Annotated in this window: 17 protein-coding genes; 10 read left to right on the plus strand and 7 right to left on the minus strand. The window is 62.8% G+C overall.

The features are described from left to right. Positions 1–14: 14 nt before the first annotated feature. The 3 genes from ACM62R_RS08745 to serB all read right to left on the minus strand — a co-directional run bounded on the left by ACM62R_RS08745 (position 15) and on the right by serB (position 2,346). Positions 15–773 carry a TSUP family transporter gene (locus ACM62R_RS08745; RefSeq protein ID WP_415183671.1) on the minus strand — a complete coding sequence of 253 codons (759 nt, stop codon included), beginning with the start codon at positions 771–773 and terminating at the stop codon, positions 15–17. A 66-nt stretch (positions 774–839) separates the two neighbouring features. After that, positions 840–1,349, minus strand: a complete 510-nt coding sequence (locus ACM62R_RS08750) for a copper chaperone PCu(A)C (RefSeq protein ID WP_415183672.1) — start codon at positions 1,347–1,349, stop codon at positions 840–842. A gap of 124 nt (positions 1,350–1,473) precedes the next feature. Then, positions 1,474–2,346 carry a phosphoserine phosphatase SerB gene (gene serB, locus ACM62R_RS08755; protein WP_415183673.1) on the minus strand — a complete coding sequence of 291 codons (873 nt, stop codon included), beginning with the start codon at positions 2,344–2,346 and terminating at the stop codon, positions 1,474–1,476. 151 nt (positions 2,347–2,497) lie between these two features. Here serB and ACM62R_RS08760 point away from each other — a divergent pair, with 151 nt between their 5' ends. The 4 genes from ACM62R_RS08760 (at position 2,498) to ACM62R_RS08775 (ending at position 7,413) form a co-directional block, all read left to right on the plus strand. Next, positions 2,498–3,646, plus strand: a complete 1,149-nt coding sequence (locus tag ACM62R_RS08760) for a phosphoserine transaminase (protein WP_415183674.1) — start codon at positions 2,498–2,500, stop codon at positions 3,644–3,646. A gap of 68 nt (positions 3,647–3,714) precedes the next feature. Continuing rightward, positions 3,715–5,310, plus strand: coding sequence for a phosphoglycerate dehydrogenase (serA, locus tag ACM62R_RS08765; RefSeq protein ID WP_415183675.1), 1,596 nt, complete (start codon positions 3,715–3,717; stop codon positions 5,308–5,310). 69 nt (positions 5,311–5,379) lie between these two features. After that, positions 5,380–6,123: a metallophosphoesterase gene (locus ACM62R_RS08770; RefSeq protein WP_415183676.1), complete on the plus strand. Its 744-nt coding sequence runs from the start codon at positions 5,380–5,382 to the stop codon at positions 6,121–6,123. A 114-nt stretch (positions 6,124–6,237) separates the two neighbouring features. Continuing rightward, entirely contained in the window at positions 6,238–7,413 is a 1,176-nt protein-coding gene (locus ACM62R_RS08775; protein WP_415183677.1) for an acetyl-CoA C-acyltransferase family protein, read from the plus strand. 129 nt (positions 7,414–7,542) lie between these two features. Here ACM62R_RS08775 and pbpC read toward each other — a convergent pair whose 3' ends face one another. Continuing rightward, a complete protein-coding gene (pbpC, locus tag ACM62R_RS08780) occupies positions 7,543–9,579 on the minus strand; it encodes a penicillin-binding protein 1C (RefSeq protein ID WP_415183678.1) in 2,037 nt (678 codons plus the stop codon). Positions 9,580–9,582: 3 nt separating this feature from the next. Continuing rightward, entirely contained in the window at positions 9,583–15,024 is a 5,442-nt protein-coding gene (locus ACM62R_RS08785; protein ID WP_415183679.1) for an alpha-2-macroglobulin family protein, read from the minus strand. Positions 15,025–15,183: 159 nt separating this feature from the next. On the opposite strand from ACM62R_RS08785, the gene ACM62R_RS08790 reads away from it, so the two are divergent. Further along, a complete protein-coding gene (locus ACM62R_RS08790) occupies positions 15,184–17,397 on the plus strand; it encodes a response regulator (RefSeq protein WP_415183680.1) in 2,214 nt (737 codons plus the stop codon). Positions 17,398–17,485: 88 nt separating this feature from the next. Here ACM62R_RS08790 and recQ read toward each other — a convergent pair whose 3' ends face one another. Further along, positions 17,486–19,534, minus strand: coding sequence for a DNA helicase RecQ (gene recQ, locus ACM62R_RS08795; protein ID WP_415183681.1), 2,049 nt, complete (start codon positions 19,532–19,534; stop codon positions 17,486–17,488). Between the two features lie 6 nt (positions 19,535–19,540). Further along, on the minus strand, positions 19,541–19,834 hold the full coding sequence (locus ACM62R_RS08800) for a YggT family protein (RefSeq protein WP_415183682.1): 294 nt from the start codon (positions 19,832–19,834) through the stop codon (positions 19,541–19,543). Positions 19,835–19,968: 134 nt separating this feature from the next. On the opposite strand from ACM62R_RS08800, the gene ACM62R_RS08805 reads away from it, so the two are divergent. The 5 genes from ACM62R_RS08805 (at position 19,969) to ACM62R_RS08825 (ending at position 24,369) form a co-directional block, all read left to right on the plus strand. Next, entirely contained in the window at positions 19,969–20,499 is a 531-nt protein-coding gene (locus ACM62R_RS08805; RefSeq protein WP_415183683.1) for an acyl-CoA thioesterase, read from the plus strand. A gap of 76 nt (positions 20,500–20,575) precedes the next feature. After that, positions 20,576–21,910, plus strand: coding sequence for an MFS transporter (locus ACM62R_RS08810; protein WP_415183684.1), 1,335 nt, complete (start codon positions 20,576–20,578; stop codon positions 21,908–21,910). Further along, positions 21,907–22,794, plus strand: coding sequence for a penicillin-insensitive murein endopeptidase (gene mepA / locus ACM62R_RS08815; protein ID WP_415183685.1), 888 nt, complete (start codon positions 21,907–21,909; stop codon positions 22,792–22,794). Before ACM62R_RS08810 ends, mepA begins: the two co-directional genes overlap by 4 nt. After that, positions 22,767–23,663: an esterase-like activity of phytase family protein gene (locus ACM62R_RS08820; protein ID WP_415183686.1), complete on the plus strand. Its 897-nt coding sequence runs from the start codon at positions 22,767–22,769 to the stop codon at positions 23,661–23,663. Before mepA ends, ACM62R_RS08820 begins: the two co-directional genes overlap by 28 nt. An 85-nt stretch (positions 23,664–23,748) precedes the next feature. Continuing rightward, complete coding sequence (locus ACM62R_RS08825; protein ID WP_415183687.1) at positions 23,749–24,369, plus strand: queuosine precursor transporter; 621 nt, start codon at positions 23,749–23,751, stop codon at positions 24,367–24,369. The last annotated feature ends 160 nt before the right edge of the window (positions 24,370–24,529 follow it).

Genomic DNA, 24,529 nt, shown 5'->3' on the forward strand with positions numbered 1-24,529 from the left:
CTATCGCGGCAAGGTCAGATCAACTGCCAGATCAGCCGCCCGGCCAGCAGCGACGAGGTGACAACCAATAGCGGCCGGATCACCCGCGCGCCCACCCGCATGGCCACCCGTGACCCAATCCGCGCGCCGGCGATCTGTGCCGCCCCCATTGCCAGCCCGATAATCCACCACGGCGCGCCCGCAACCGCAAAGGCCAACAGGCCGCCAAGATTGGACGCAAAGTTCAAAAGCTTGGTATGCGCCGTTGCCTTCAGCACGCCGTAACCCGCCAGCATCACAAAGCCGATCATGTAAAACGACCCGGCCCCCGGCCCGACCAACCCGTCGTAAAAACCGATCAGCGGCACGAAAAATGCGGTGAACATCGCCGGGCTTAACCGCTGTTGACGGTCCGTGTCATCCAGCCCCTTTTTCAGCGCGAAAAACAGCGCCACCGCCACCAGCAGCACCGGCAGCGCCCAGCGCAGCCCCTCGGTCGGGATCACTGACACCAGCACCGCCCCGGCCACACCCGCGCCAAAGGCCATCGCCGCCGCACGCGCCTGCCTGCGCAGGTTCACATGCCCCGAGGCGGCATAGCTTAGTGCCGCCGTCGCCGCGCCAAAAACGCCCTGCACCTTGTTCGTCGATAGGGCCTGAAGCGGCGTCGCCCCCGCCAGCAGCAACGCAGGCAGCGTGATCAGCCCGCCACCGCCGGCGATACTGTCCACAAACCCGGCCGTAAAGGCCGCCGCGATCAGCATCAGGGCAAGGTCAAGCGAGACTTCGAACATCGGGCGTCATCCTTTGGCAATCGCCTTTCATCGACCGGCGATCAGCGAAAGTAAAGCAGCCTTGCGCTAGGGCTTCGGGGCGGAATGATTCATCGTTGAATGGTCCATGGTCGAGTGATCCATGACCGCATCGGCCGCGTCCACCATAAAGGTCATCTCTACCCGGCCCGCATGTTCAAAGACCAGCGTGGCGGGCACCACGTCGCCCGCCTTCAGCGGCGCGGTCAGCCCCATCAGCATCACATGCATGCCGCCCGGTTCCAGCGTCACGATATCGCCCGCGTCAATCGCCAATCCGTCCAGCGCGCGCATCCGCGCCACGCCGTCGCTGCCAAAGTCCGTCTCATGCACCGAGGCTGCCTCTGCCGCCGGCGTTTCCACCCCGATCAGCCGGTCAGCCGACTTGCCTTCATTTGAAATCACCATGTAACCCGCCGCCGATTTCGCCACCGGCGAGAGCGCGGGGATATGCGCGTGGATGATCTCCAGATCGCCGGCAACAATTTCATGCGCCGGCGCCATCGGCGCAAAACCCGCCCAGATCACGGTTGCCAGTGCAAAATAAGAAAGTTTCATCGTCCGATCCTCATCCCAAAATCCCGCAGTATTTCATACGAACGGCAGTGTCGGGCCATAGGAACAAGGCCCGCTGATGAAACACAAGCCCCACCGCCCCGGATCATCAAATTGTGAGCCGCGCTCAGGCGAAATCCCCGATCCCGTAGCCCTGCACATACAAAAGCGCCGTCAGATCGCCGTAGTTGATCCGAATATCACACTTGGCCGCGACCGCAGGCTTGGCGTGCAGCGCCACCCCTGCCCCGGCCAGCCCCAGCATCCCCAGATCATTGGCGCCGTCGCCAACGGCCATCACCTGATCATGGCCAATCCCCAAGCGCGCCGAAATTTCGCGCAGCGCCTGCACCTTCGCCTCGCGCCCCAAAATCGGCTGCGCGACTGTGCCGGTCAGAACCCCATCCTTGATCAGCAAGGTGTTGGCGCGGTTTTCGTCAAACCCCAGCGCCGCGGCCACATGCCCGGTAAAGGCGGTGAACCCGCCCGACACCAGCGCCGCATAGGCACCGTTCGCCTTCATCGTGGCCAAAAGCTCGGTTCCGCCCGGCATAAAGGTAATCCGCTCGGCCAGCACCTTGGCAATCACACCGTCGGGCAGGTCTTTCAGCAACCCGACCCGTTCGGTCAGCGCCGCTTCAAAATCCAACTCGCCGTTCATCGCCCGCGCGGTGATCTCTTTCACCCGCGCGCCGACGCCAGCAACATCGGCCAGCTCGTCAATGCATTCCTGCTCGATCATCGTGCTGTCCATATCGGCCAGCAGCATCTGCTTTTTGCGGCCCGCGCTGGCCTGCACCACCAGATCAACGCCAATCGCCTGCAACCCGGCCCAAACTTCCCACTGGTTCGCGGGCCGCGCTGGCATCGCAAATTCAGCAGCGATGCCGGGGTTCAGCCATGACGCCACGCCCCCCGCCCAGGCATCGCGTAGCGATTCGACCGTTACCCGGTCCAGATTGGCGGCTTTTGGGGCACAGAGCAGGGTGGCTGTGAACATGCGTGTTTCCGATAGTGGAGGCGACGGGTCGCTTTTGTGGTTCAAAGCGGCGGTTAGCGCAATTTTGCCGCTTGCGCCAGAGCCGTTCCCCCCCTATCCCCATCCGTGGGACACCCCTCCCCAACGGGGGGCATTTATCTGGAAGGATACCATGTCTGACCTACAGACCCCGGCAGTGCGGCCGGCCAATCCGCGCTTTTCCTCTGGCCCCTGCGCCAAAATCCCCGGCTTTGATCTGACGATGCTTTCTGACGCGCCTCTGGGCCGCTCGCATCGTGCCGCCGTGGGCAAATCGAAACTGAAAGAGGCGATCGACCTGACCCGCACCGTGCTGGGCGTGCCGGAAGGCTACCGCATCGGCATCGTCCCCGGCTCTGATACCGGCGCCGTTGAAATGGCGATGTGGTCGCTGCTGGGCGCGCGCCCGGTGGAAATGCTGGCGTGGGAATCCTTTGGCGAAGGCTGGGTCACGGATGTGGTCAAGCAATTGAAGCTGGACGCCACCGTCAAAAAGGCCCCCTACGGTGAAATCGTTGATTTCGCCTCGGTCGACTTTGACCGTGACGTGGTGTTCACCTGGAACGGCACCACCTCGGGCGTGCGGGTGCCAAACGGTGATCTGATCCCGGCCAACCGCGTGGGCCTGACCATCTGCGACGCCACCAGCGCCGCCTTTGCGATGGACCTGCCGTGGGACAAACTGGATGTTGTGACCTTCTCTTGGCAAAAAGTGCTGGGCGGTGAGGGCGCGCACGGCGTGCTGATCCTGTCGCCCCGCGCGGTCGAGCGGCTGGAAACCTATACCCCCGCCTGGCCCCTGCCCAAAATTTTTCGGATGACCAAGGGCGGCAAGCTGATCGAAGGGATATTTGCGGGGGAAACCATCAACACCCCCTCGATGCTGGCCGTCGAAGATTACCTTGTGGCGCTGAAATGGGCGCAGGGTATTGGCGGGCTGCAGGGGCTGATTGCCCGCGCCACCGCCAACGCCGGCGTGGTGCGCGACTTTATCGCGGGCAAGCCCTGGATTGCCGATCTCGCGGTTGACCCGGCCACCGCCTCGACCACCTCGGTCTGCCTGAAGTTCACCGACCCGGCAATCAAGGACGGTGCCGCCTTTGCCAAGGCCGTTGCGAAGCGGCTTGAAAAAGAAGGCGTGGCACTGGATGCCGGCGCCTACCGCGATGCGCCCGCCGGCCTTCGCCTCTGGTGCGGCTCAACGGTCGAGAGCAGTGACGTGGCGGCCCTGATGCCGTGGATCGAATGGGCCTACCGCACCGAACTGGCCGCCCAAGCCTGATCTGGACAGTGGCTGGCGGGCTTGCCCCGCCAGTTTCCCGATATTTCTGAAATTCAAGGACTACCGAAATGGCCCCCAAGGTTCTCGTTTCCGACAAACTTTCTGAAACCGCTGTCCAGATCTTTCGTGATCGTGGGATTGACGTCGACTACATGCCCAACCTGGGCAAAGATAAGGAAAAGCTGCTTGAGGTGATCGGCCAATACGACGGCCTTGCCATCCGTTCGGCCACCAAGGTCACGGAAAAGATCCTCGCCGCCGCAACCAACCTCAAGGTCATCGGCCGTGCCGGCATCGGGGTTGATAACGTCAGCATCCCCGCCGCCTCGAAAAAGGGCGTGATCGTGATGAACACCCCCTTTGGTAACTCGATCACCACCGCTGAACATGCCATTGCGATGATGTTTGCCGTGGCCCGGCAACTACCCGAAGCCAGCGCCTCGACCCACGAAGGAAAATGGGAAAAGAACCGCTTCATGGGGGTTGAACTGTTCAACAAAACCCTCGGCGTGATCGGCGCGGGCAACATTGGCGGCATTGTCTGCGACCGCGCCCTGGGGCTTAAGATGAAAGTCATCGCCTATGACCCCTTCCTCAGCGAAGATCGCGCAAAGCACATGGGCGTTCACAAGGTCGAACTGGACGAGCTTTTGGCCAAGGCCGATTTCATCACCCTCCATGTCCCGATGACCGAAAAGACCAAAAACATCCTCTCGCGCGAGGCACTCGCAAAAACCAAAAAGGGCGTGCGTATCATCAACTGCGCCCGTGGCGGCCTGATTGACGAAGCGGCCCTGCATGACGCGCTGAAATCCGGCCATGTCGCAGGTGCCGCGCTGGATGTATTTGCGGTGGAACCGGCAACCGATAGCCCGGTCTTCAACCTGCCGAATGTCGTTGTAACGCCGCACCTAGGCGCTGCAACGACCGAGGCCCAGGAAAACGTCGCTATTCAGGTGGCCGAACAGATGTCGGACTATCTGTTGACCGGTGCAGTGCAAAATGCGCTCAATATGCCGTCCGTTACTGCTGAAGAGGCCACCATCATGGGGCCCTGGATCAAACTTGCGGCGCATCTGGGGTCATTCGTCGGCCAGATGACCGACGATCCGATCAAGGCGATCAACATCCTCTATGACGGGTCGGTTGCAGACATGAACCTGGCTGCGCTGAACTGTGCCGCGATTGCGGGCGTCATGAAGGCCACAAACCCCGATGTGAATATGGTTTCGGCGCCGGTTCTCGCGCTGGAACGTGGTGTGCAGATTGCCACTACCAAGCAAAGCAAATCCGGTGTGTTCGACGCTTATATCAAGCTGACCGTGGTCACCGACACGCATGAACGCTCGATTGCGGGCACCTGCTTTGCCGATGGCAAACCCCGCTTTATCCAGATCAAGGGGATCAACATCGACGCCGAGGTCGGGCCCCATATGCTCTACACCACCAACCGCGACGCGCCGGGCATCATCGGCACATTGGGTAGCACCATGGGTAAACACGGCGTCAACATTGCCAACTTTACCCTCGGCCGCTCGAACACCGGTGGTGATGCAATCGCGATCCTCTATCTGGACGAACACCTATCCGATGCGGTAGTAAAGGACCTGCAAGGCACCGGCCTTTTCCAACGGATCAGACCGCTGGAATTCGAGGTCGTCTGAGCGTAACTTCAAGGTGCGCGACTGGCCCCCTGCCCGAACGGTAGGGGGCTTTTTATCTGAAAGACCATCATGCAAATCTATGCTATCGGTGATATTCACGGCCATCTGGGCCTGTTGCAAGGCGCCCATGCGCTGATCGCGGCTGACCGCGCAGCTTACAGAAATAGCGCCTCACCTGTCGTTCATGTCGGTGATCTTGTGGACCGCGGCCCCGACAGCGCGGGCGTCATCAATTACCTGATGCAGGGGCAAAAGGCCGGGCATCCGTGGCATGTGCTCAAGGGTAATCACGACCGGCTGTTCCTGACCTTTCTGACTGATCCTTGGGCGCATGACCCTGGGCTTCGGCCAGACCTTGGCTGGCTACACCCGCGCCTTGGCGGCCCGCAAACGCTGGCCTCTTACGGGCTGCGCGAACCCGGCAACCGCCCCGTTGAGCAGATCCACGCTGAAGCCCGCGCCGCCGTGCCGCAGGCCCACCGCGACTGGCTGACGGCGCTGCCAACTAACCTCATGCTGGATGCCGCCCTGTTTGTTCACGCGGGCATCCGCCCCGGCATCAATCTGCGTGATCAAACCGAAGATGACCTCCTATGGATCCGCGGCCCCTTTCTTGAGGATCGCCGCGATCATGGCGCCCTGGTCGTGCATGGCCACACCGCCCTGCCCGACGCCACGCATTACGGCAACCGGCTCAATATCGACAGCTCGGCGGCCTATGGCGGGCCGCTCTCTGCGGTGGTGATCGACGGGCGCGATGCGTGGCTTTTAACCCCCAAAGGCCGCACGCCCCTTGTGCCGCAAATCCCCTGATCCGACATTGGCCCACGGGGCGGCACCGTTACCCCCCGTCACATGCCCGCTCTAAAGCTGGCGCGACTGACACCCACGCGCTAGCATTGGTAAAACCAATGAACGGAGCATCCCATGACCGATATCGTCATCCTGTCCGGCGCACGCACCGCCATCGGCACCTTCGGCGGCGCCCTGTCCACTGCCCCCCCGATCGAGCTTGCCACAACGGCCTCTAAAGCCGCACTTGCCCGCGCGGGCTTGTCAGGCGATCAGATCGGCCATGTGGTCTTTGGCCATGTCATCAACACCGAACCACGCGATATGTATCTAGGGCGCGTGGCCGCCATTCAGGCCGGTGTTCCCGATCGCACCCCGGCGATGAACGTGAACCGGCTCTGTGGCTCGGGGGCGCAGGCCATCGTTTCGGCAATGCAATCGCTACTGCTCCATGACGCCGATTTTGCCCTCGCCGGTGGCGCCGAATGCATGAGCCGCTCACCCCATATCCTGCAAGCTGGCCGCTGGGGTCAGAAAATGGGCGATGTCCGCGCACTTGACATGATGACCGGCGCCCTCAACTGCCCATTTGGTACCGGCCATATGGGCGTTACCGCTGAAAACGTTGCCACCGAATACGGCATCACCCGCGCCGATCAGGACGCTTTCGCACTGGAAAGTCAGACCCGCGCCGCCACCGCCATCGCCGCCGGCCACTTCCAGGATGAAATCGTCCCCGTTGAGGTTCCCACCCGCAAAGGCAGCGTCACCTTCGCCAAAGACGAACACCCCAAAGCCACCACCGCTGAGGCCCTCGCCGCGCTGAAACCGGTCTTTCAGAAAGACGGCACCGTCACCGCCGGCAACGCCTCGGGCATCAATGACGGTGCCGCCGCGCTCGTACTGGCCCGCAAAAGCGCCGCGCAATCGGCAGGCCTCAAACCCCTCGCCCGCATTCTCGGCTACGCCCACGCCGGGGTGCGCCCCGAGGTCATGGGCCTTGGTCCGATCCCCGCCGTCGAATCCCTCTTCGCCCGCACCGGTCTGACCGCCACCGATTTCGACCTGATCGAATCGAACGAGGCTTTCGCCGCCCAGGCCATCGCCGTCAGCCGCGCCCTCGGCTTTGACCCGGCCCGCGTCAACCCCTCGGGCGGCGCGATTGCACTTGGCCACCCGGTCGGCGCAACGGGCGCGCTGCTGACCGTCAAGGCGCTCCATGCGCTCCACCGAACCGGCGGTAAACGCGCGCTGATCACCATGTGTATCGGCGGCGGCCAAGGCATCGCGCTGGCCATCGAACGGCTCTAGGCGCCCTGCTTTTTTTTGGCCTAAATACTCCTGCCAGCGGCAGTTTGGTTCGGCATCGCCGGGCCAAAAGTCATACGCGCGTGTGTACCGGTTCTACGCGCTTTTACACACCGATCCTACCGCCGGTTCTCAACGCAAACGCACCGAAACCCGCGCCGCGCGGCCCTTCGCGTCAATCACCACCAGCGCCACAAACCCCGGCCCCGGCATCGGCAAAACCGTCTCCCGCGCGCGGATCCCGACCGCAACCGGCGTCCCGTTGGCCAGCCAGGTAAAGGGCGGCGTGCCCCCGGCCAGCTTGACCACCAACCCGCCCCCGGGCGCCTCAACCTCGGCCCCGTCGGGCGGAAACCGCAGTTCTGGCGCGTCAGGCGTGGCGCCAGAAAACACCGCATCGCGCGGGCGAAACCGTTGCAGCGGCAGCGGTAAGCGATTGTTTGGCAACAGTAATGTCGCAGGCGGCGGCGGTGGAAGCGGGTCCGGCGCCTGCTTTGCACGGCCAAAAAGCTCGAACAGGATCGGCGCCGCCAACTCACCGCCAAAGGCCCCCGGAACCGGCGTCCCGTCTGGCCGCCCCAGCCAAACCCCCGCCACATGCCGCCCGTCAAACCCCACCGCCAGCGCGTCACGGTGGCCATAACTCGTGCCCGTCTTATACGCAATCCGGTCCGGCGCCCCCCCCGCGGGCGGCGCTAATCCGGAAAGTATATCAACCACTTGCCACGCCGCCACCGGCCCAAACAGCCGCTGCGGCAATACCTCCGCCTGCCCCGCCTCGGCCGAGATCCGCACCCCCTCGCCCAGCCGCGCAAGCCCCGCATAGGCCTGCACCAACCCCTCCAGGCTGACGCCAACGCCGCCCAAGGAAACCGCCAGCCCCGGCGCCCCTCCGGGCATCTCCGGCGTAACGCCCGCCCGCCGCAAAGTTGCCAAAAGCCGTTCCGGGCCAAGGGCTTCGGTCAGGCTGACCACCGGAATGTTCAATGACATCAAAAGTGCGTCACGGACCGAAACCGTGCCGCGAAAATGGCGGTCAAAATTCTGCGGGCGCCAACTACCAAAGGCCAGCGGACGGTCCTCGATCAGCGTTTCAGGATGGGCCAGCCCCTCATCAAAGGCCAGCGCGTAGACAAAGGGTTTCAACGTCGACCCCGGCGACCTAACCGCCTGTGCCATATCAATAAATCCGCCCCGTGCATCCTCGGCCCATTCGGCGGTGCCAACCTCGGCCAGGATCTCGCCGGTGCGGTGATCGGCAAAGACCATCGCCGTTGAAACCCGGCCACCCTGCCCCGCAACCGCACGCCGCGCCAACGCCTCGGCGGCGCGTTGCAAGGCCGGGTCAATGGTGGTGGCGATCCGTCCCGCCTCGGGGTGGGCGCGGCGCAAACGGTCGGTCAACAGCGGCGCCAGCGCGGGAAACGGGCGGCGGGTGCGCGGGATGGCTTCGTGCGTTGCCGCCTCGGCCCGCGCAGGTGAAAGCGCCCCATCCGCCACCAGCCGTGTCAGCACCCGCCCACGCGCCGCCTGCGCCGCCTTAGGGGCACGGTCCGGGCGGCGCGCCTCTGGTGATTGCGGCAGCGCCACCAAAAGCGCGGCCTGCGCCGGGGTCAGGCGGCGCGGTTCCTTGCCGAAATAGGCAAGACTAGCCGCGCGGACCCCCTCCAGGTTGCCGCCGTAGGGCGCAAGCCGCAGATATAGCTCAAGGATATCAACCTTGCTTAGCCGCCTCTCCAGCGCCAGCGCGACCCGGATCTGGCGCAGTTTTCCGGCGAGGGTGCCGGTCGGCCCCTCTTCCAGCAGCCGCGCCACCTGCATCGTCAGGGTTGATGCCCCCGACACGATGCGCCCCGCCCAAAGTGCTTGCCACGCGGCCCGCGCCATTGCCAAAGGGTCAACCCCGGCGTGGTCATAAAACCGCGCATCCTCGTAAGCGATCAGCAGGGCGATAAAGTCCGGATCCACCGGGCCAGGGGTCAGCCGCCAGCGGCCATCAGCCACCGGAAACGCCCGAAGCAAGCTACCGTCGCGCGCCACCACCTCGGTGCCCACCGGCACTTGCAAAACTGGCAGATCAGTCGCGGCTATCCAGCCGTCAAACCCATCGCGGGCGGCGGCGAAGGCCAAAAGCCCCGCCACCAGCCAGATCAGTGCAAACCGCCGCATCGCCTAGTCGATCACCACGCGTCCCGCATCCGTTTGCGCGCGATAATCTGGGCGGTACATGTCTTCAACACTGGCCGCCGGTTGGTGGAAACTGCCCGGCGACACCGCCCGCACGATATAGGCCAGCCGGAACGGCTTGTCGCTGCGCCAGTCGATTGCCGCCATGAAACGTTCCTGACGGAACTCGACCGTGCGGGTGTTCTCCTCGACCGAGAGCCAGTCCAGCGCCGCCAGATCGCCCGCCCGCAGAAGGTTCGGGTTATCAATCTCAAACCCGGCGGGCAACGGGTCTTCGACGATCAGCCGCGCCGCACCTCCGCCATGGGGCTTGACCTCCAGCACCGCGACCAGCCGTGCGCCCTGCGCCACATGCGACGGGTCAACCGGCGCACCTTCGGGCGTGTAGTAGCTGCGGCTGATGGTATAGCCCGTACCGCCCGCAGGCTCCGGCACCAATGGCACGCCGGTCGTGGTCAGCGTCAAGACCGCCGATTTGCCCGAGCCATTGGCAATCGCCATTTCGGTCCCCACGGTCTGGTCATCCAGCACCCGCACCAGCGGCCCTTCGACCGGCGCGCCGTTCAGGGTGAACCCTGCCGTTCCGGGGCGGTCGATCAGCGCGTGGGTCGCCATCAGGGCCCAACTGGCCTCTTGCGTTGACAGCCGTTGACCGTTGATCGCGCTGGCGACACTCGTGCCGACCTGCTCCAGCGGGATGGCGGTTGACCCGGCCTCGGCGGCCAGCGCAAGAACTGCCGCCTGATCGCGCAGGATGGTGCCGTAATCCGCGCGCCAGACCTGCCCCCTGTCGCGCGCACCGCCTAGCAGCCGCGCCGCGCGGGCAAACATCGCGTCAGCGCGGGTCTGGTCGCCGTAGCTGGCCAGCGCGGCACCCAGTTGCGCCGCTGCCAACGGGTTGGCGAATTCATCCCCCTTCACATCGGCGTAATAGCGCAGATCGGCCACCGCCGCCGCACCTTCGCGGGCCAGCACCATCAACGCATAGGCCAGCGCCGCGCCGCCCCCGTTGGAGTCCGCGTCAAAGTCAGGCGCGTAGTTGACCTGATTGCGCAGATTGTCCATCGCGTTGCGGAAGGCGATGTCGGGAACCTTGTGCCCCAGCGCCTTGGCCCGGCTGAGGAAATCCGAAACATAGGCATCCAGCCACAGATCGCCGCTTTCAGGCGACCAAAGACCAAAGGCGCCGCTCGCATCCTGATTGGTCAGCACCAGGCCGATGGCCGTGTCGATCCGGGCTTTCACATCATCCCGCCCGCCAAGCCCCATGGCCGAGGCAACCTGATCGAAATAAAGCAGCGGCAGCGCCTTTGACGTGACCTGTTCGGTGCAGCCGTAGGGGTATTGGTCCAGCGCCGCCATGAGGCCCGCCGTATCAAACCGCGCCAGCGGGCCAACCGCCAGCGTTGCCCGCCCGCTACCCGGTTGCAGCCCCGCAAAGACGTTGGCATCCAGCGTGAACGTGCTGCCCGCCGCCAGATCAAACCGCGATTGGCGCGACACGGCCGGATCGTTCAGTTGCACCGGAATGGACAACACCTTGTCCAGCACCTTGCCGTCGGGTGTGGACAGCGCCACGCGGATCGTTTGCACGCCCTCGGTCTGCTGCGCTGTAATCGGCACCGAAAGCTCAGCCTTGCCCTGATTGGCCAGATCCACGCCCGAAGGTGCGGCGCCAAGCGCCATTCCGTCTGCGCTCAGATCCAGCCCCATCCGCCCCGATGGGCCAGAGGCGTGGACAATTTCCAGCAGCAGGCGCGATTCGTCGCCCGGCGCCATGAACCGCGGCACCGAGGCCGTCACCACCACCGGGTCACGCACCAGCACATCGGCGCTGGCCTGTCCGACGCCACTGTCAGACCAGACCACCGCCATCAGCCGCACGGTGCCGTTGAAAGCGGGCATCTGGAATTCAGTCTGAACCATGCCATCGCTGCCCACCGTCAGCGGGCCGCTGAAGTAGGCGACCAGTTCTTCGGTCGGCGGCGGCGATTGCATTTTCAGCCCAGAGGCCGCATCGCCGCCGGACCGTATGATACCCTCAACCCCGTTCTTGCCATCAATCAACCGGCCATAGACATCCCGCAGCCCCATGCCCAGACGCCGCTGGCCAAAGTAATGCGCCGAGGGGTCGGGTGATTTGAACCCCGTCAGGTTCAAGATGCCAAGGTCCACGGCCGCAATCGTCGCATAGACGGTTTCGCCAGCCGTGCCGCCCGAAACCTTCAGCGCCACCGGCAAGGCCGCGCGCGGGTCTGAGGCCGCTGGCACATCAAAGCTCGCGGTCAACTGCCGCTCTGCCGGGTCCACCGCCGCATGGGCCAGACCCAGCGCTCGGGTTGGGACGCGCGCGCCCACGTCAACCGCCAAGGGCCGGATCACCGAGGCCGTGACATAGGCCCCTGCCCCCCATTCATCCGTCACCGGAAGATCAATGGTGTTTTCCCCAGCCGTCACCGCCACCGTCTGAAGCGAAATCAGATGGTTCGACAGAACCGAGACCACCGCCACCCCATCCGCAGCCGGAACAATGCGCAAGCGCGCGGTATCGCCCGATTTGTAGGCGGGCTTGTCCAAGGACAGCTCCAACCGGTCGGGGCTTTCCATCGCGTTGGCGGGGGCATACCAGCCCGCATCAAACCCGACCGAGGCGGCGGCATCGCCCGCAGCCGCCTCGACAACCAGTTCATACTGGCCCCAACCCACGCGGGCCGCCACCTGCTGCGGACCCGCGGCGGTCAGGTCAAGGTCGCCCTCGGCCACGCGGGTGCGGCTGGTGACGCCCTCCCAGTTCCACGATCCGTAAAGCGAATACCACTGATACCGGGTTTCGACCCGGTTCATCACCCAATGCACCTTCATCGCGGCGGGCTGGCCATCCGGCCCCACGGCCGCAATCTGAAAACGCGCCTCGTCGCCTTCGCCTACGGTATCGTCGGAAAACATCGGCTTGATCCCGATCACCGGTTCACGGGGTAGCACGATCCGCGACAGGCTGCGCTCGACCGGCCGACCCGAACCTTCGCGCACATCGACCGTAAAGGTTGCCTGCAACGGTCGCTGACCATCCGCCCCCATTTCAGGCAGCGACAGGAAAAGCTGCGCCTTGCCCTGATCATCGGTCTCAGCACCGGCGATACTGTCGAACCACGGCGAGAAAATGTCATCGTGACGGCCAAAACGGTAGCCCTCAAACCCCGGCACGCTATCGGCGGCGACCAGGCGCACGCCCCCTTCAACCGCCAATCCCGCCCCCGGTGCGCCAAACAGATAGCGCGCCGACAGCCCCATTTCGGGCAGCGACCCGGCAGGCAGAATCCCCTCGGGCAGGGTCAGGTCAAAGTCGATACGTTCAGGTAAGAAATCCTCGACCAGCACTTTGGCTGAACTTAGCGGTGCCGCCTTTGTGTCGGCAAAGACATCCAGCCGCCAGGTGCCGCGCGGCGCAGACCCGGCGATGGGAAACGCCGCGACATGGCCACCGGCCCCCACATCTTCCGCCAGAGCGCGCGCATATTCGACCCCGTCGGGCCGTACCAGAACCGCTGTCAGTGGCAGGCCGGGCAGCGCGCGGGTCGCCGCATCACGCGCCAGCATGGTGGCGTGCACCGTTTCACCGGTGCGGTAAGCGCCGCGATCTGTGGTCAAAAACACATCAATCGGCGGCGCGGGGGGAAGCCCCTCAACCCCGCGATCAGACAGATCAAACTCTGGGTCGGTCAGCGACAGAAACGCCATATCCTCGCCCGAGGTGGCCGATACCAGCGCCGGCGCGGACCCGCCCTTGCCCATGGTCAGCCCCGCCTCAAAATGCGCGTAGCCCTGCGCATCCGTTACCGCCACCCCCAGAACCGAGTTCGCGCGGCTGATCAGTTGCACCTCAACACCCTCACGCGCGGCCGCATCCGACAGGCCGCGCAGCACGACATGCAGCCCGTCCGCCCCCGACAACGTCGACATCCCCAGATCCGAGATCACAAACCACTGCGTTGCCGCCGGATATTCGGTTTCGTCCTTGCCCGGAATTTCGGCTTGCAGTGCGTAGATGCCGGGGCCAAGCGGGCCTGTCACTTCTTGCACAGGCAGGCGGGTGGTGGTGTCGCGGTTCACCTCCATCGCGACATCGGCGCTACCGCTCCAAACGGTTTCGGCCAGCGTGCTGGAGAAATAATCGTTCGACCAATAGTCAAGCGAGCGGGCAAAATAATCATCACGCATTGCCGCCACAAGGTTCCGGTCCGATATCCGCAGCAAGGTCAGGTCCAGCCGGTCGGTGTTGACAGTTTCGACCGGCAGGCCCGCGTCCGCCGTGCGCGGCAGAATGTAGGCCCGGCCCGGAAAGCTGACCGCGGGGCTGCGGTCGCGGACATAGGTTGAAATGGCCACATCCTTGGCCAGAACCTCGCCCGCAGCCGAGGGCAGGCCCTCGCGGAAGGTCAGCGCGTAGCGTTCGCCATGTTTCAGCCCGGCAACGCAGATCTGGTTACCGCTGGCCTCAACCGACAGGCCGGTCTGCGGCAGTTTCACAAAGCTGGCGTAATCGGTGCCCGACTTGGCCAGATCTTCGGTGAAAATCGCGCAGATACGCGGCGCGGCACTGTCGGATTCAACCTTGTGTTCGGAAATGCGAAAGCCGTATTTGCCGGCGAAATCGTCCAGCAGCGCGGCGATATCCTCGCGCGACGACAGGCTGTGGGCCAGACGCAGCGCATGCACCCCGTCGCGGCCACGGTCGGCGTGCTCCAGTGCGTCCGCCAACACCATCAGCGCTTCGGCCTGCACCGGTTTCGCGGGTGCCCGCAGATAACCGTTGATCGCCGCCAGAACGGCCGTGCGCGGGGTATTGTTCCCATCAGACGGGCTTGCCAGCACCAGCCGCGCGTATTCCAGCCATTGATCCGCCGCATCCGACAGGTTCAGCGCAGCCCCTTGCAAGCGCGCAGCCGCCGCTACGTTACCCGACGCGCGGGCCTCGGCCACCGCGGCCAACAGTTCAGCCTCGGACCAGTCGCCGGTCAAATGCCTGCGCCCCAGGCCCGCCGCCTGATCATAGGCACGGGTCAGGTCTTGCCCGTCCAGAAAATCCAGATCGACCGCGCGGGTCGCCGCCCGCGACACTGCTCCCGGTGCTGCCTGCCGAACAAAGGCCGACACCGCCCCCTGATAGGGCGCCTGCCCCGTAACCGCGGATTTCGGAAAGCAGGAATTATTGCGTGCGTTGAACGTCAGCGCCTGACACGCCGGGTCTAGCAGACAAGCCGCCGCACAAGATTCAAGCGTGGTATCAAAAATCTGCCGAATATCCGTGCCGGCCAGATCGGTGCCTTCGGTCATCACCAGACGCCGCTCGGGTATCAGCGGCATTTCTTGTGAAAACACTGGCCATGCTAACGCGGTAAAAATGGCTGCAGTCAAAAAGGCACGCATCAAAATTCCTCCGGGAAGGCCACTGGCCGATGCTGCCACGCAGACGGCACGCGTGCAAGCATACCTATCGCCAATAAAAAACTGGACTGATTAAGCATTATTTCATGCAAGATTGTCATCCTGCCCAAAATTCACACAATAGCGGAGCAGGTGCCCGGTATGAACAGCGGCATCACCGAGAAACTAGCCCAAGAGCGCCGTGCGAGACTGGCCGCAGAACGCCTGTTAGACCAAAAGAAACGCGAACTTTTCGCCGCCAATCAAAAACTGGCACTGCATGCGCGATCATTGTCGGATCAAATCGTAGAACAACGCCACGGCCTGCAACGCGCCCTGACCGAGGCCGAATCGCTCAAGGGCGAAAACTCGAAGGTGCGGGTCGATCTGGCACGCGCCAATACGGCCGCCCTGATTGCCCAGCGCCGCCTATGGGATGCGTTAGAAACGATCCCGGACGGCTTTGCCGTTTTCGATTCCGACCTCAAGCTGGTGGTTGCAAACAGACCCTATCTTTCATTCTTCAACGGACAAGCAGCCGTAGCCGCAGGGGTCAGCTATAGTTCGGTCTTGAAGATTGTCGCGCAATTCGGATTGGCAGATCTGGCTGGGCGCGACCCCTTGGATTGGCACCATGAAATGATTGCGCGCATCCGTGGCACTCAGATCAGCCCTTATGTGATGAAACTGTCAAACGGGCGCCACCTCAGGCTGATCGACCGCTGGGGCGCCGATGGTGATCTGGTTTGCCTGGCGCAAGACATCACCAATGTTATTCATCGCGAAGCAGAACTTGAAGACGCCCGCAAAAGGGCCGAAGCCGCCAACCGTGCAAAGTCGGCCTTTCTGGCAAACATGAGCCATGAAATTCGCACCCCGATGAATGGCGTGGTGGGCATGGCTGACCTGCTTTGCGAAACCGCGCTTGACGAAGATCAGAAACTCTACGCGGATACGATCAAATCGTCAGGCGAGGCGTTATTGACCATCATCAATGACGTGCTGGACTATTCAAAGATCGAGGCTGAAAGATTGCGTCTGTATCCCGAGGTCTTTGATCTGGAACGTTGCCTGCACGAAATCATGGTGCTGCTGCAACCCTCGGCCAAAGAGAAAAAATTGAAAATGCTGGTCGATTACGACCTGTTCCTGCCGACCCGCTTTCTGGCTGATCCGGGGCGCATGCGGCAAATCATGACCAACCTTATCGGCAATGCAGTAAAATTCACCGCTTCAGGCCATGTTCTGGCCCGCGTCGTCGGCTATGAACATGGCAAGGACAAGATTGAGCTGCATGTAACGGTCGAAGATACCGGAATCGGCATCGCGCCCGAGCACATCGAACATGTGTTCGGAGAGTTCAATCAAGTGGAATACGAATCCAATCGCAAATTTGAAGGAACCGGCCTTGGGCTGGCCATCACCAAACAATTGATCGAGCTGATGGGCGGTTCTGTCTGGGTTGATAGCGACATTGGTCAAGGCTCTTGTTTTGGCTTCCGGGTCACCTTGCCCGTAGCCGAAGCCGCCGCCCCGCCTGACAATCCCAGCACCCCGATCACGCTGCGCGCCGCGTTGGTGATTGATGATCTGATGGTTAACCGCGTTATCCTGGAACGGCAGTTGGAAACCTATGGCCTTGCTGTAACACTTTGCCGTTCGGGCGCCGAGGCCCTCAGCGCGCTGGATGACAACAGCAATTTCGATCTGGTCCTGACCGACCATCAGATGCCCGACATGGACAGCCTCCAGCTGATAACAAAACTCAAGGAACGCGGGCTAGATGCGCCGATCCTGTTATTGACCTCCGACACCGACGAAAACACGATTGCCCCGATACGGCAACATCTGGCCGGGATGTTGGAAAAACCGGTGCTGCGCTCCGATCTGTTTCGGGCATTGCAAGATCTCTCGAATCCCGCGCCCTCACCCCAGTGCCTCACAGCCCCCGCCCCTCTCGGCCTAAGGCAAATGCGTGTCCTTTCCGCCGAAGACAACCGCACCAATCAATTGGTATTTCGCAAGATGGTCAAGGATTTCGATATCGACCTCGCTTTTGCCGCCAATGGTCGTGAGGCGGTCGCATTGTGGCAAAGTTTCCACCCCGACCTTATCTTCATGGATATCTCGATGCCCGAAATGGATGGTCGCGAGGCAACCCGCACCATCCGCGCGACCGAGGCCACACAGGGCACTCATGTACCCATTATCGCCCTGACCGCACACGCTATGGACGGTGACAGCGCGTCGATACTCGCAGCCGGGGTCGATCACTACATGACCAAGCCACTTAGAAAAAGCGCCATCGCCGCACAGATTCATGCGCATTGCCCCGAACACGCGCGCCGCCCGGGCCCAAAGGAGGGTGCAGATTAACCCACACTTCCTGCTTTACACACCACCCCCTCGCGGCTTTTTTTTGGAAAAATACTCCCGCCGGAGGCTTCTGCCCTTGCCGCCGCGCTCAGCCTTCAGCCACTATAGCCAGGAACACCTCGGCAAAGCGGTCCAATTTCTGCTCGCCCATGCCGCCGATACGGGCCATATCGGCGCGGTTGCGGGGCCGGGTTTCGGCAATCTTGCGCAAGGTGGATTGGCTGCAAGTCAGATAACGATCCAACCCATCCGGGCCGCGCACCAATGTCAACTGCGCTTCGGCCAAGCGGTCAAACACTGGCCCTGCATCCCGCCCAGCCAACTTGCGGCGCGCTGGGTGTAGCGTCTCAACCGCCCCCGCGATCACCTCCAAAAAGGCCGCGCCATAGCTTTCCAGCTTTTTTGCTCCCACACCGCTGACCCGCGCCATCGCATCCAGCGTCATGGGCCGGGTCTCGGTCATTTCGATCAGCGTGCGGTCGGGAAAAATGACATAGGCCGGAACCCGCGCCGCCTCGGCCAGCGCCCGACGTTTGGCCTTCAACGCCGACAACAGGGGCGCATCCTCCTCGGCTACCAGGGATTTTACCACCGGCCGCGCAACCGCCTTGCGGATCAGATCGCGGCGCAGGGTTATCTGCGTTTCGCCACGCAGAATCGGGCGGGCGGTCTCGGTCATCACCAGCGCGCCGTGGCGTTCCGCATCGGGGCGGATCAGGTCATGCCCCATCATCTGCCGAAACACTGCCAGCCATTGTGGGCGGCCAAGATCACGGCCTACACCAAATGTCGGCAGTGCCTCATGGCCGCGCTGGGTTACTTTTTCGGTCGCATTGCCGGTCAGAATATCAATCAAGTGCCCCGCGCCAAAGCTTTCCCCCGTGCGCAACGCAGCAGACAGGGCCTTGCGCACCGCATCGGTGGCGTCAAACACATCAGGCGGCGTGTCGCACAGATCGCAGTTGCCGCAGGGTTGCGCCGCCTCGCCAAAGTAGCCCAAAAGGCGCAGGCGGCGGCAGCCGGTTGCTTCGGCCAAACCCAAAAGCGCGTTCAGCCGGGCATGATCGGCGGATTTGCGGTCAGGCGGTGCCAGCCCTTCGTCAATCTGTGCGCGGCGCAGACGGATATCATCGGCGCCGAACAGGGTCAGGGTTTCCGCAGGCGCACCATCACGCCCGGCACGGCCAATTTCCTGATAATAACTTTCGATTGACTTGGGCAGGTCCGCATGGGCCACCCAGCGGATATCGGGTTTGTCGATCCCCATGCCGAAGGCGATGGTCGCCACCACGATCAGCCCGTCTTCGCGCTGAAATGCAGCCTCGACCTGACGCCTGTCTTCGGCATCCATGCCGCCGTGATAGTGGCGGGCAAGATGCCCGTCGTCGTGCAGCGCGCGGGCAAGCGCCTCGGTCTTGGCCCGTGTTGCGCAATAGACGATGCCGGACTGCCCGCGCCGCGCGGCGGCAAAGGTGAGGATCTGGCGGCGGGGCTGATCCTTTGGCTCAAACGCGAGATGGATGTTCGGGCGGTCAAAGCCACGCAAGAACGTCGCGGGCGCTTCGCCATCGAACAGACGTGTGACGATCTCGGCGCGGGTTTCTTCGTCTGCGGTGGCGGTAAAGGCGGCCAGCGGCACGCCCAAGGCGCGGCGCAATTCACCGATGCGCAGATAGTCGGGGCGAAAATCATGGCCCCATTGCGACACGCAATGCGCCTCGTCCACGGCAATCAGCCGGGTGTTGACGCGCCGCAGCAGCGGTAATGTTCCGCCCGAGGCCAGCCGTTCCGGCGCCATGTAAAGCAGCTTCAGCCGCCCCGCATCCAGCGCGGCAAAAACGTCTTCGGTTTCCTCGTCGGTATTACCCGAGGTCAGCGCCCCCGCCTCGACCCCCGCTTCGCGCAACGCGCGGACCTGATCGCGCATCAAGGCGATCAACGGCGAAATGACCACCGTCACCCCGTCGCGGCACAGCGCAGGTAGCTGAAAGCACAGGGACTTTCCGCCCCCCGTCGGCATGATCGCCAACGTGTTACGCCCGGCAAGAACGGCGTGCACGATTTCTTCCTGCCCGGGCCGGTACGACCCAAAGCCAAACACCGTCCCCAGTAGCGCCTGCGCGGTCGCGACGGGCATCGCGGGTCAATATCCGTAAAAGAAGCCAGCGTTGTTGATCAGCGCGCGTTGCATGATGATCAGCACGATGAACGCGACCAACGGCGCAAGGTCCAACCCCGCCGCCTGTGGCAAAAATCGGCGGATCGGGGCGTAGACCGGCTCTAGCAAGCGGTTCAGCCCGTACCAGATCTGCGCAACCGTCGGCTGGCGGATGTTCAGCACCTGAAAGCTGATCAGCCAGCTAAGAATGATGTGGGCGATCATGATAAACCAGACCACGTTCAGGATCAGATTCAAGGCTTGGAACAGCGTGATCATTTGGACCTCCGGGAATTTCGCGCCCACAGGTATGTCAGACCGCGGCGCCATGCAACCGCCCAGTGCATGCCGCAACGTGCCGGGTTGACCTTGCCGCCGGCAAAGGGCACCCCACGCAAAACTGTGAGGCTTGCATGTATCCGTTCGTCCGCATGGCCAAAGAGGCCCTGAAATACCGCAATGCCCCGGCGTTGGGAATTTTTGACACCCATGTGTCACCGCATGTTTGCTGGCCCTGGGACATCGACCCCTGGCTAGAGCTGAACAATGGTCGCACGCTGACGCTCTATGATCTGGGCCGGATACCGCTATCACTGCGTACCGGGTTGGCGCGTGCGCTGAAAGAAAACCGCTGGGGGATGGTTGTAGCCGGCAATACCACACGTTACCGGCGCCGCGTTCGGGCCTTTCAGCGCTTTGAGATGCGGACCCGCTGCATCGGTTGGGACGCACGCTTTGTCTATATGGAACAAAGCATGTGGAGCCGGGGCGAATGTTCCAGCCACATCATCATCCGCGGTGCCGTCACCTCAAAGAAGGGGATTGTGCCGCCTGCCGAGGTGTTGGCCGCACTGGGCCACACCGGCGAAAGCCCTGCCCTGCCCGATTGGGTCAACGCCTGGTGCGAGGCCGAGGCCGCCCGCCCCTGGCCGCCGCAGATGTAGCGCGACCCACAACCACCGCGCTTGCACACCGCGTGAAATTCGGGCTTGATCGCCGCAAAGCCTGCGGGGGAACAGAATGGCAAGTCTGCGCAAACGGATCTGGGGCTGGTATTTCTTTGACTGGGCCAGCCAACCCTACAACACCCTGCTGCTGACATTCATCTTTGCCCCCTACATGAAAGAGCTGATGGGCGACGGGTCGGCGGCGCAGACGGTCTGGGGTTACGGCATTGGCGCCACCGGGATCATCATCGCCCTATGCGCGCCGTTGCTGGGCGCTATCGCGGACAGGGCCGGGGGCCGGATGCGGTTTATCTGGCTGTTTTCGCTGATGTATGTGTTGGGGGCATGGGGGCTTTGGTATGCGGCGCCCGGCAATTTCAACGTCTGGCTGATCATGGCCTCGTTCGGGGTTGGCATGATCGGTATGGAGTTTGCGACGATCTTCACCAACTCGATGCTGCCCGATCTGGCCAAACGCGAAGATATGGGCCGGGTGTCAGGGTCCGGTTGGGCGTTTGGTTACCTGGGGGGAATGCTGGCGCTGATCGTTATGCTGGCCCTTTTTGCCGAGAATGCCGCCGGAAAGACCCTGATCGGGATCAGCCCGATCCTGGGGCTTGATCCGGCGCTTCGCGAAGGCACCCGGTCCGTGGGGCCGATTACCGCGCTATGGTATGGCGTGTTCATGATCCCTTTTTTTCTGTGGGTGCGCGAAGTGCGCCACCCCAATCCGGTTCCGATGCTGACAGCCGCGCGCGGCGCCTGGCCGGAGCTGAAGTCAACGCTGCGCAGCCTGCCACAACAACGCAGCCTGTTCGCCTATCTGCTTTCATCCATGTTCTACCGCGATGCGCTGAACGGCATTTATTTCTTTGGCGGAATCTATGCCGCGGGCGTGCTGGGCTGGTCGATCGTCGATGTGGGAATCTTTGGCATCCTGGGCACGATCACCGGGGCGACTTTCGCCTGGCTGGGCGGCAAGGCCGACGACCGGTTCGGGCCAAAGCGGGTGATTACCTTCAACGTGGTCGTGTTGACGCTGGTGGCTATCGGCGTCGTCTATATTTCGCGCGAGAGCGTGTTTGGCATGGCAGTCGGGTCAAACAGCAGCCTGCCTGATGTCGCATTTTACGCGATGGGCGGGCTGATCGGGGCGGCGGGTGGCGCGTTGCAATCGGCCAGCCGCACGATGATGGTGCGCCAGTCCAACCCCGAGAAGATCACCGAGAGTTTCGGTCTTTACGCGCTGACCGGAAAGGCAACCTCATTCATCGCACCGCTGACGATTGGCCTGATGACGCAGCTGAGCGACAGTCAGCAGATCGGCATTACCCCGCTTATCGTGCTTTTCCTATTGGGGCTGGTGTTGTTAGTCTGGGTCAACCCGGAAGGAGATCACAAAGCATGATCCGCGCCCTGTTTGCCGCCCTGATCCTGTGTGCGGCCCCCGCTGCCGCCGAACCCCTTGCGCGCCAACTGTTCGGTGCCCATGCCACACCGTCGCGGCAGGCCCCGGCCGCGATCGGATCTTACGCGAAGGGCTGCGGCGCGGGGCTGGTCGCATTGCCCGAAACCGGGCCAACCTGGCAGGCGATGCGATTGTCGCGCAACCGCAACTGGGGCCAGCCCGAACTGGTGCAGTTCTTGCAAGACCTGTCAGGCGTGGCGCGGCAGATTGGCTGGAAGGGGCTTTACATCGGCGATATGAGCCAGCCACGCGGCGGCCCGATGACCGGCGGCCACGCCAGCCATCAGATCGGGTTGGACGCCGATATCTGGATGCTGCCACCCGACCGGCTGAACCTCAGCCGCAAGCAACGCGAAAACATCTCGTCGGTTTCGGTGCGCACCAATGACCAGACCCGCGTCACGCGGAACTGGACGCGCCAGCACCATGCGCTGCTGAAAGCCGCCGCCTCGGACCGCCGGGTTGACCGGATATTCGTGGCCGCAGCGGTAAAGATTGCGATGTGCAATGCGGCAACCCGTGCCGATAAGGCATGGCTGCAGAAAATCCGCCCGCTCTACGGGCACAACACACATTTTCACGTCCGGTTGAAATGCCCGGCCGGGTCGTCGGGTTGCATCCCGCAAACGCCGACGGTGGCAGAGCTTTCCAAAAACGGCAGTGGCTGCGATGAGACGCTGAACTGGTGGGTCACCACCTATCTGGAAGAGCTGCGCAACCCGCCCAAAAGAGCCAAACGCAAGGGCCCTGTGCCGCGTAACGCCAAAACCTATCTGCTGTCTGATCTGCCCTCGCAATGCAAAAACGTTCTCGCCTCGCGCTGATCGCGGCAACGGTCTGTCTGGCCGCATCACTGGCTGGTGCCGATGGGGTGCCGCATGCCGAATATATCGGATCGGTGAAATGGCGGGTGGCGGATCCGGCATTTGGCGGATTTTCGGGGCTGGATATCAGCGCGAACGGCGGCACCTTTACCACGGTTTCAGACCGAGCAACGCTGTGGACCGGCAGTTTCACCCGCGATGAAAGCGGCCTGATCACCAGCATCACCGCCGAAGGGCCGCATTGGCTGCGCGAAAGAAACGGCAAGGTTCTGCGGCACACTTTGGCAGATTCCGAAGGGCTGGCGATTGCCCCTGACGGCACCATCTATGTGTCGTTCGAAGGGGTCACGCGCGTTGTACGTTACGCCAGCCCCGACGCCCCTGCCGAACGCCTGCCCATACCGGCCGAGTTCAGGGCGATGCAGTCAAATTCGGGGCTGGAGGCGCTGGCGATCGGGCAGGATGGTGCGCTTTATACGCTGCCCGAACAGTCGGGGTCACTTTCGGTGCCGTTCCCCGTGTTTCGGTTTCAAAATGGCCGATGGGATCAACCTTTCGCGATACCGCGCGATGGAAACTGGCTGCCAGTGGGGGCCGATTTCGGCCCCGACGGGCGGCTTTATTTGCTGGAGCGTGACTTTTGGGGGTTGTTGGGTTTTTTGACCCGCGTGCGACGGTTCGATATTGGCCCAGCCAGCGCAACGGGTGGCGAAGTGCTGATTGAAACCCACGCCGGCCACCACGACAACCTTGAAGGTATTGCGGTCTGGCGCGATGCGGGTGGCGATATTCGGATTACCATAGTCTCGGATGATAATTTCCGCTTTTTCCAAAGCACCGAGTTTGTTGAATACCGCGTCAGGGATTGACCCAACGCCGCGTTGGGCGTAATGCGCCGCTGCCTGTGGTAGGCACTGGCCAAGTCTCCGCTACCTTGTAAAAACGGATGTTTCGATGACACGTTATCTTCCCGGCATCATTGCCATGGCCGCCATCGTGGTGGCCTCGAATATACTGGTGCAGTTCCTGTTTGGCCAATGGCTGACATGGGGGGCATTTACCTATCCTTTCGCGTTTCTGGTGACCGATGTGATGAACCGCGTCTATGGGCCGGGTGCGGCGCGGCGCGTGGTTCTGGCGGGATTTTTGGTCGGGGTGGTCTGTTCGCTGATTGGCACGCAGATTGTGGGCGAGTTTGGCCCGTTGGTGACGGTGCGCATTGCGCTGGCCTCAGGTCTGGCGTTCCTTGCGGCGCAGATGATGGACATTGCGGTCTTTGACCGGCTGCGGATTGGCGCGTGGTGGCGCGCGCCCTTGGTGTCGACCCTGATTGGCGCATCGCTTGACACGGCGATCTTCTTTTCGGTGGCCTTTTCGACGGCGCTGATCATGCTGGAACCCACCAATGACGTGTCCTGGGCCAATGAGGCGCTACCATTGCTGGGGTTTGGCCCGACAGTGCCGCTTTGGGTATCGCTGGGCACTGCAGACTGGCTGGTCAAACTGGCGCTATCAATCGTTGCACTGCTGCCGTTTCGCGTAATCGTGAGAAAACTATTGCCACCGATTGCGTAAAAGGTTTTGACAAACACAAAATATGTGGCAGCCTGTGGATAACGGCAACGCATTGAAAGGAGGTGGTCCAGTGTCTAGAGTGATAGTGGAGAGAGGTGTTGGGACAGTCAGGGGGGCCGTGGCCTGAGGGCAGACCCGAGGGCAAAGAGCCTTGACTGGG

It is taken from the genome of Phaeovulum sp. (assembly GCF_047638075.1).
GTDB lineage: Bacteria > Pseudomonadota > Alphaproteobacteria > Rhodobacterales > Rhodobacteraceae > UBA6197.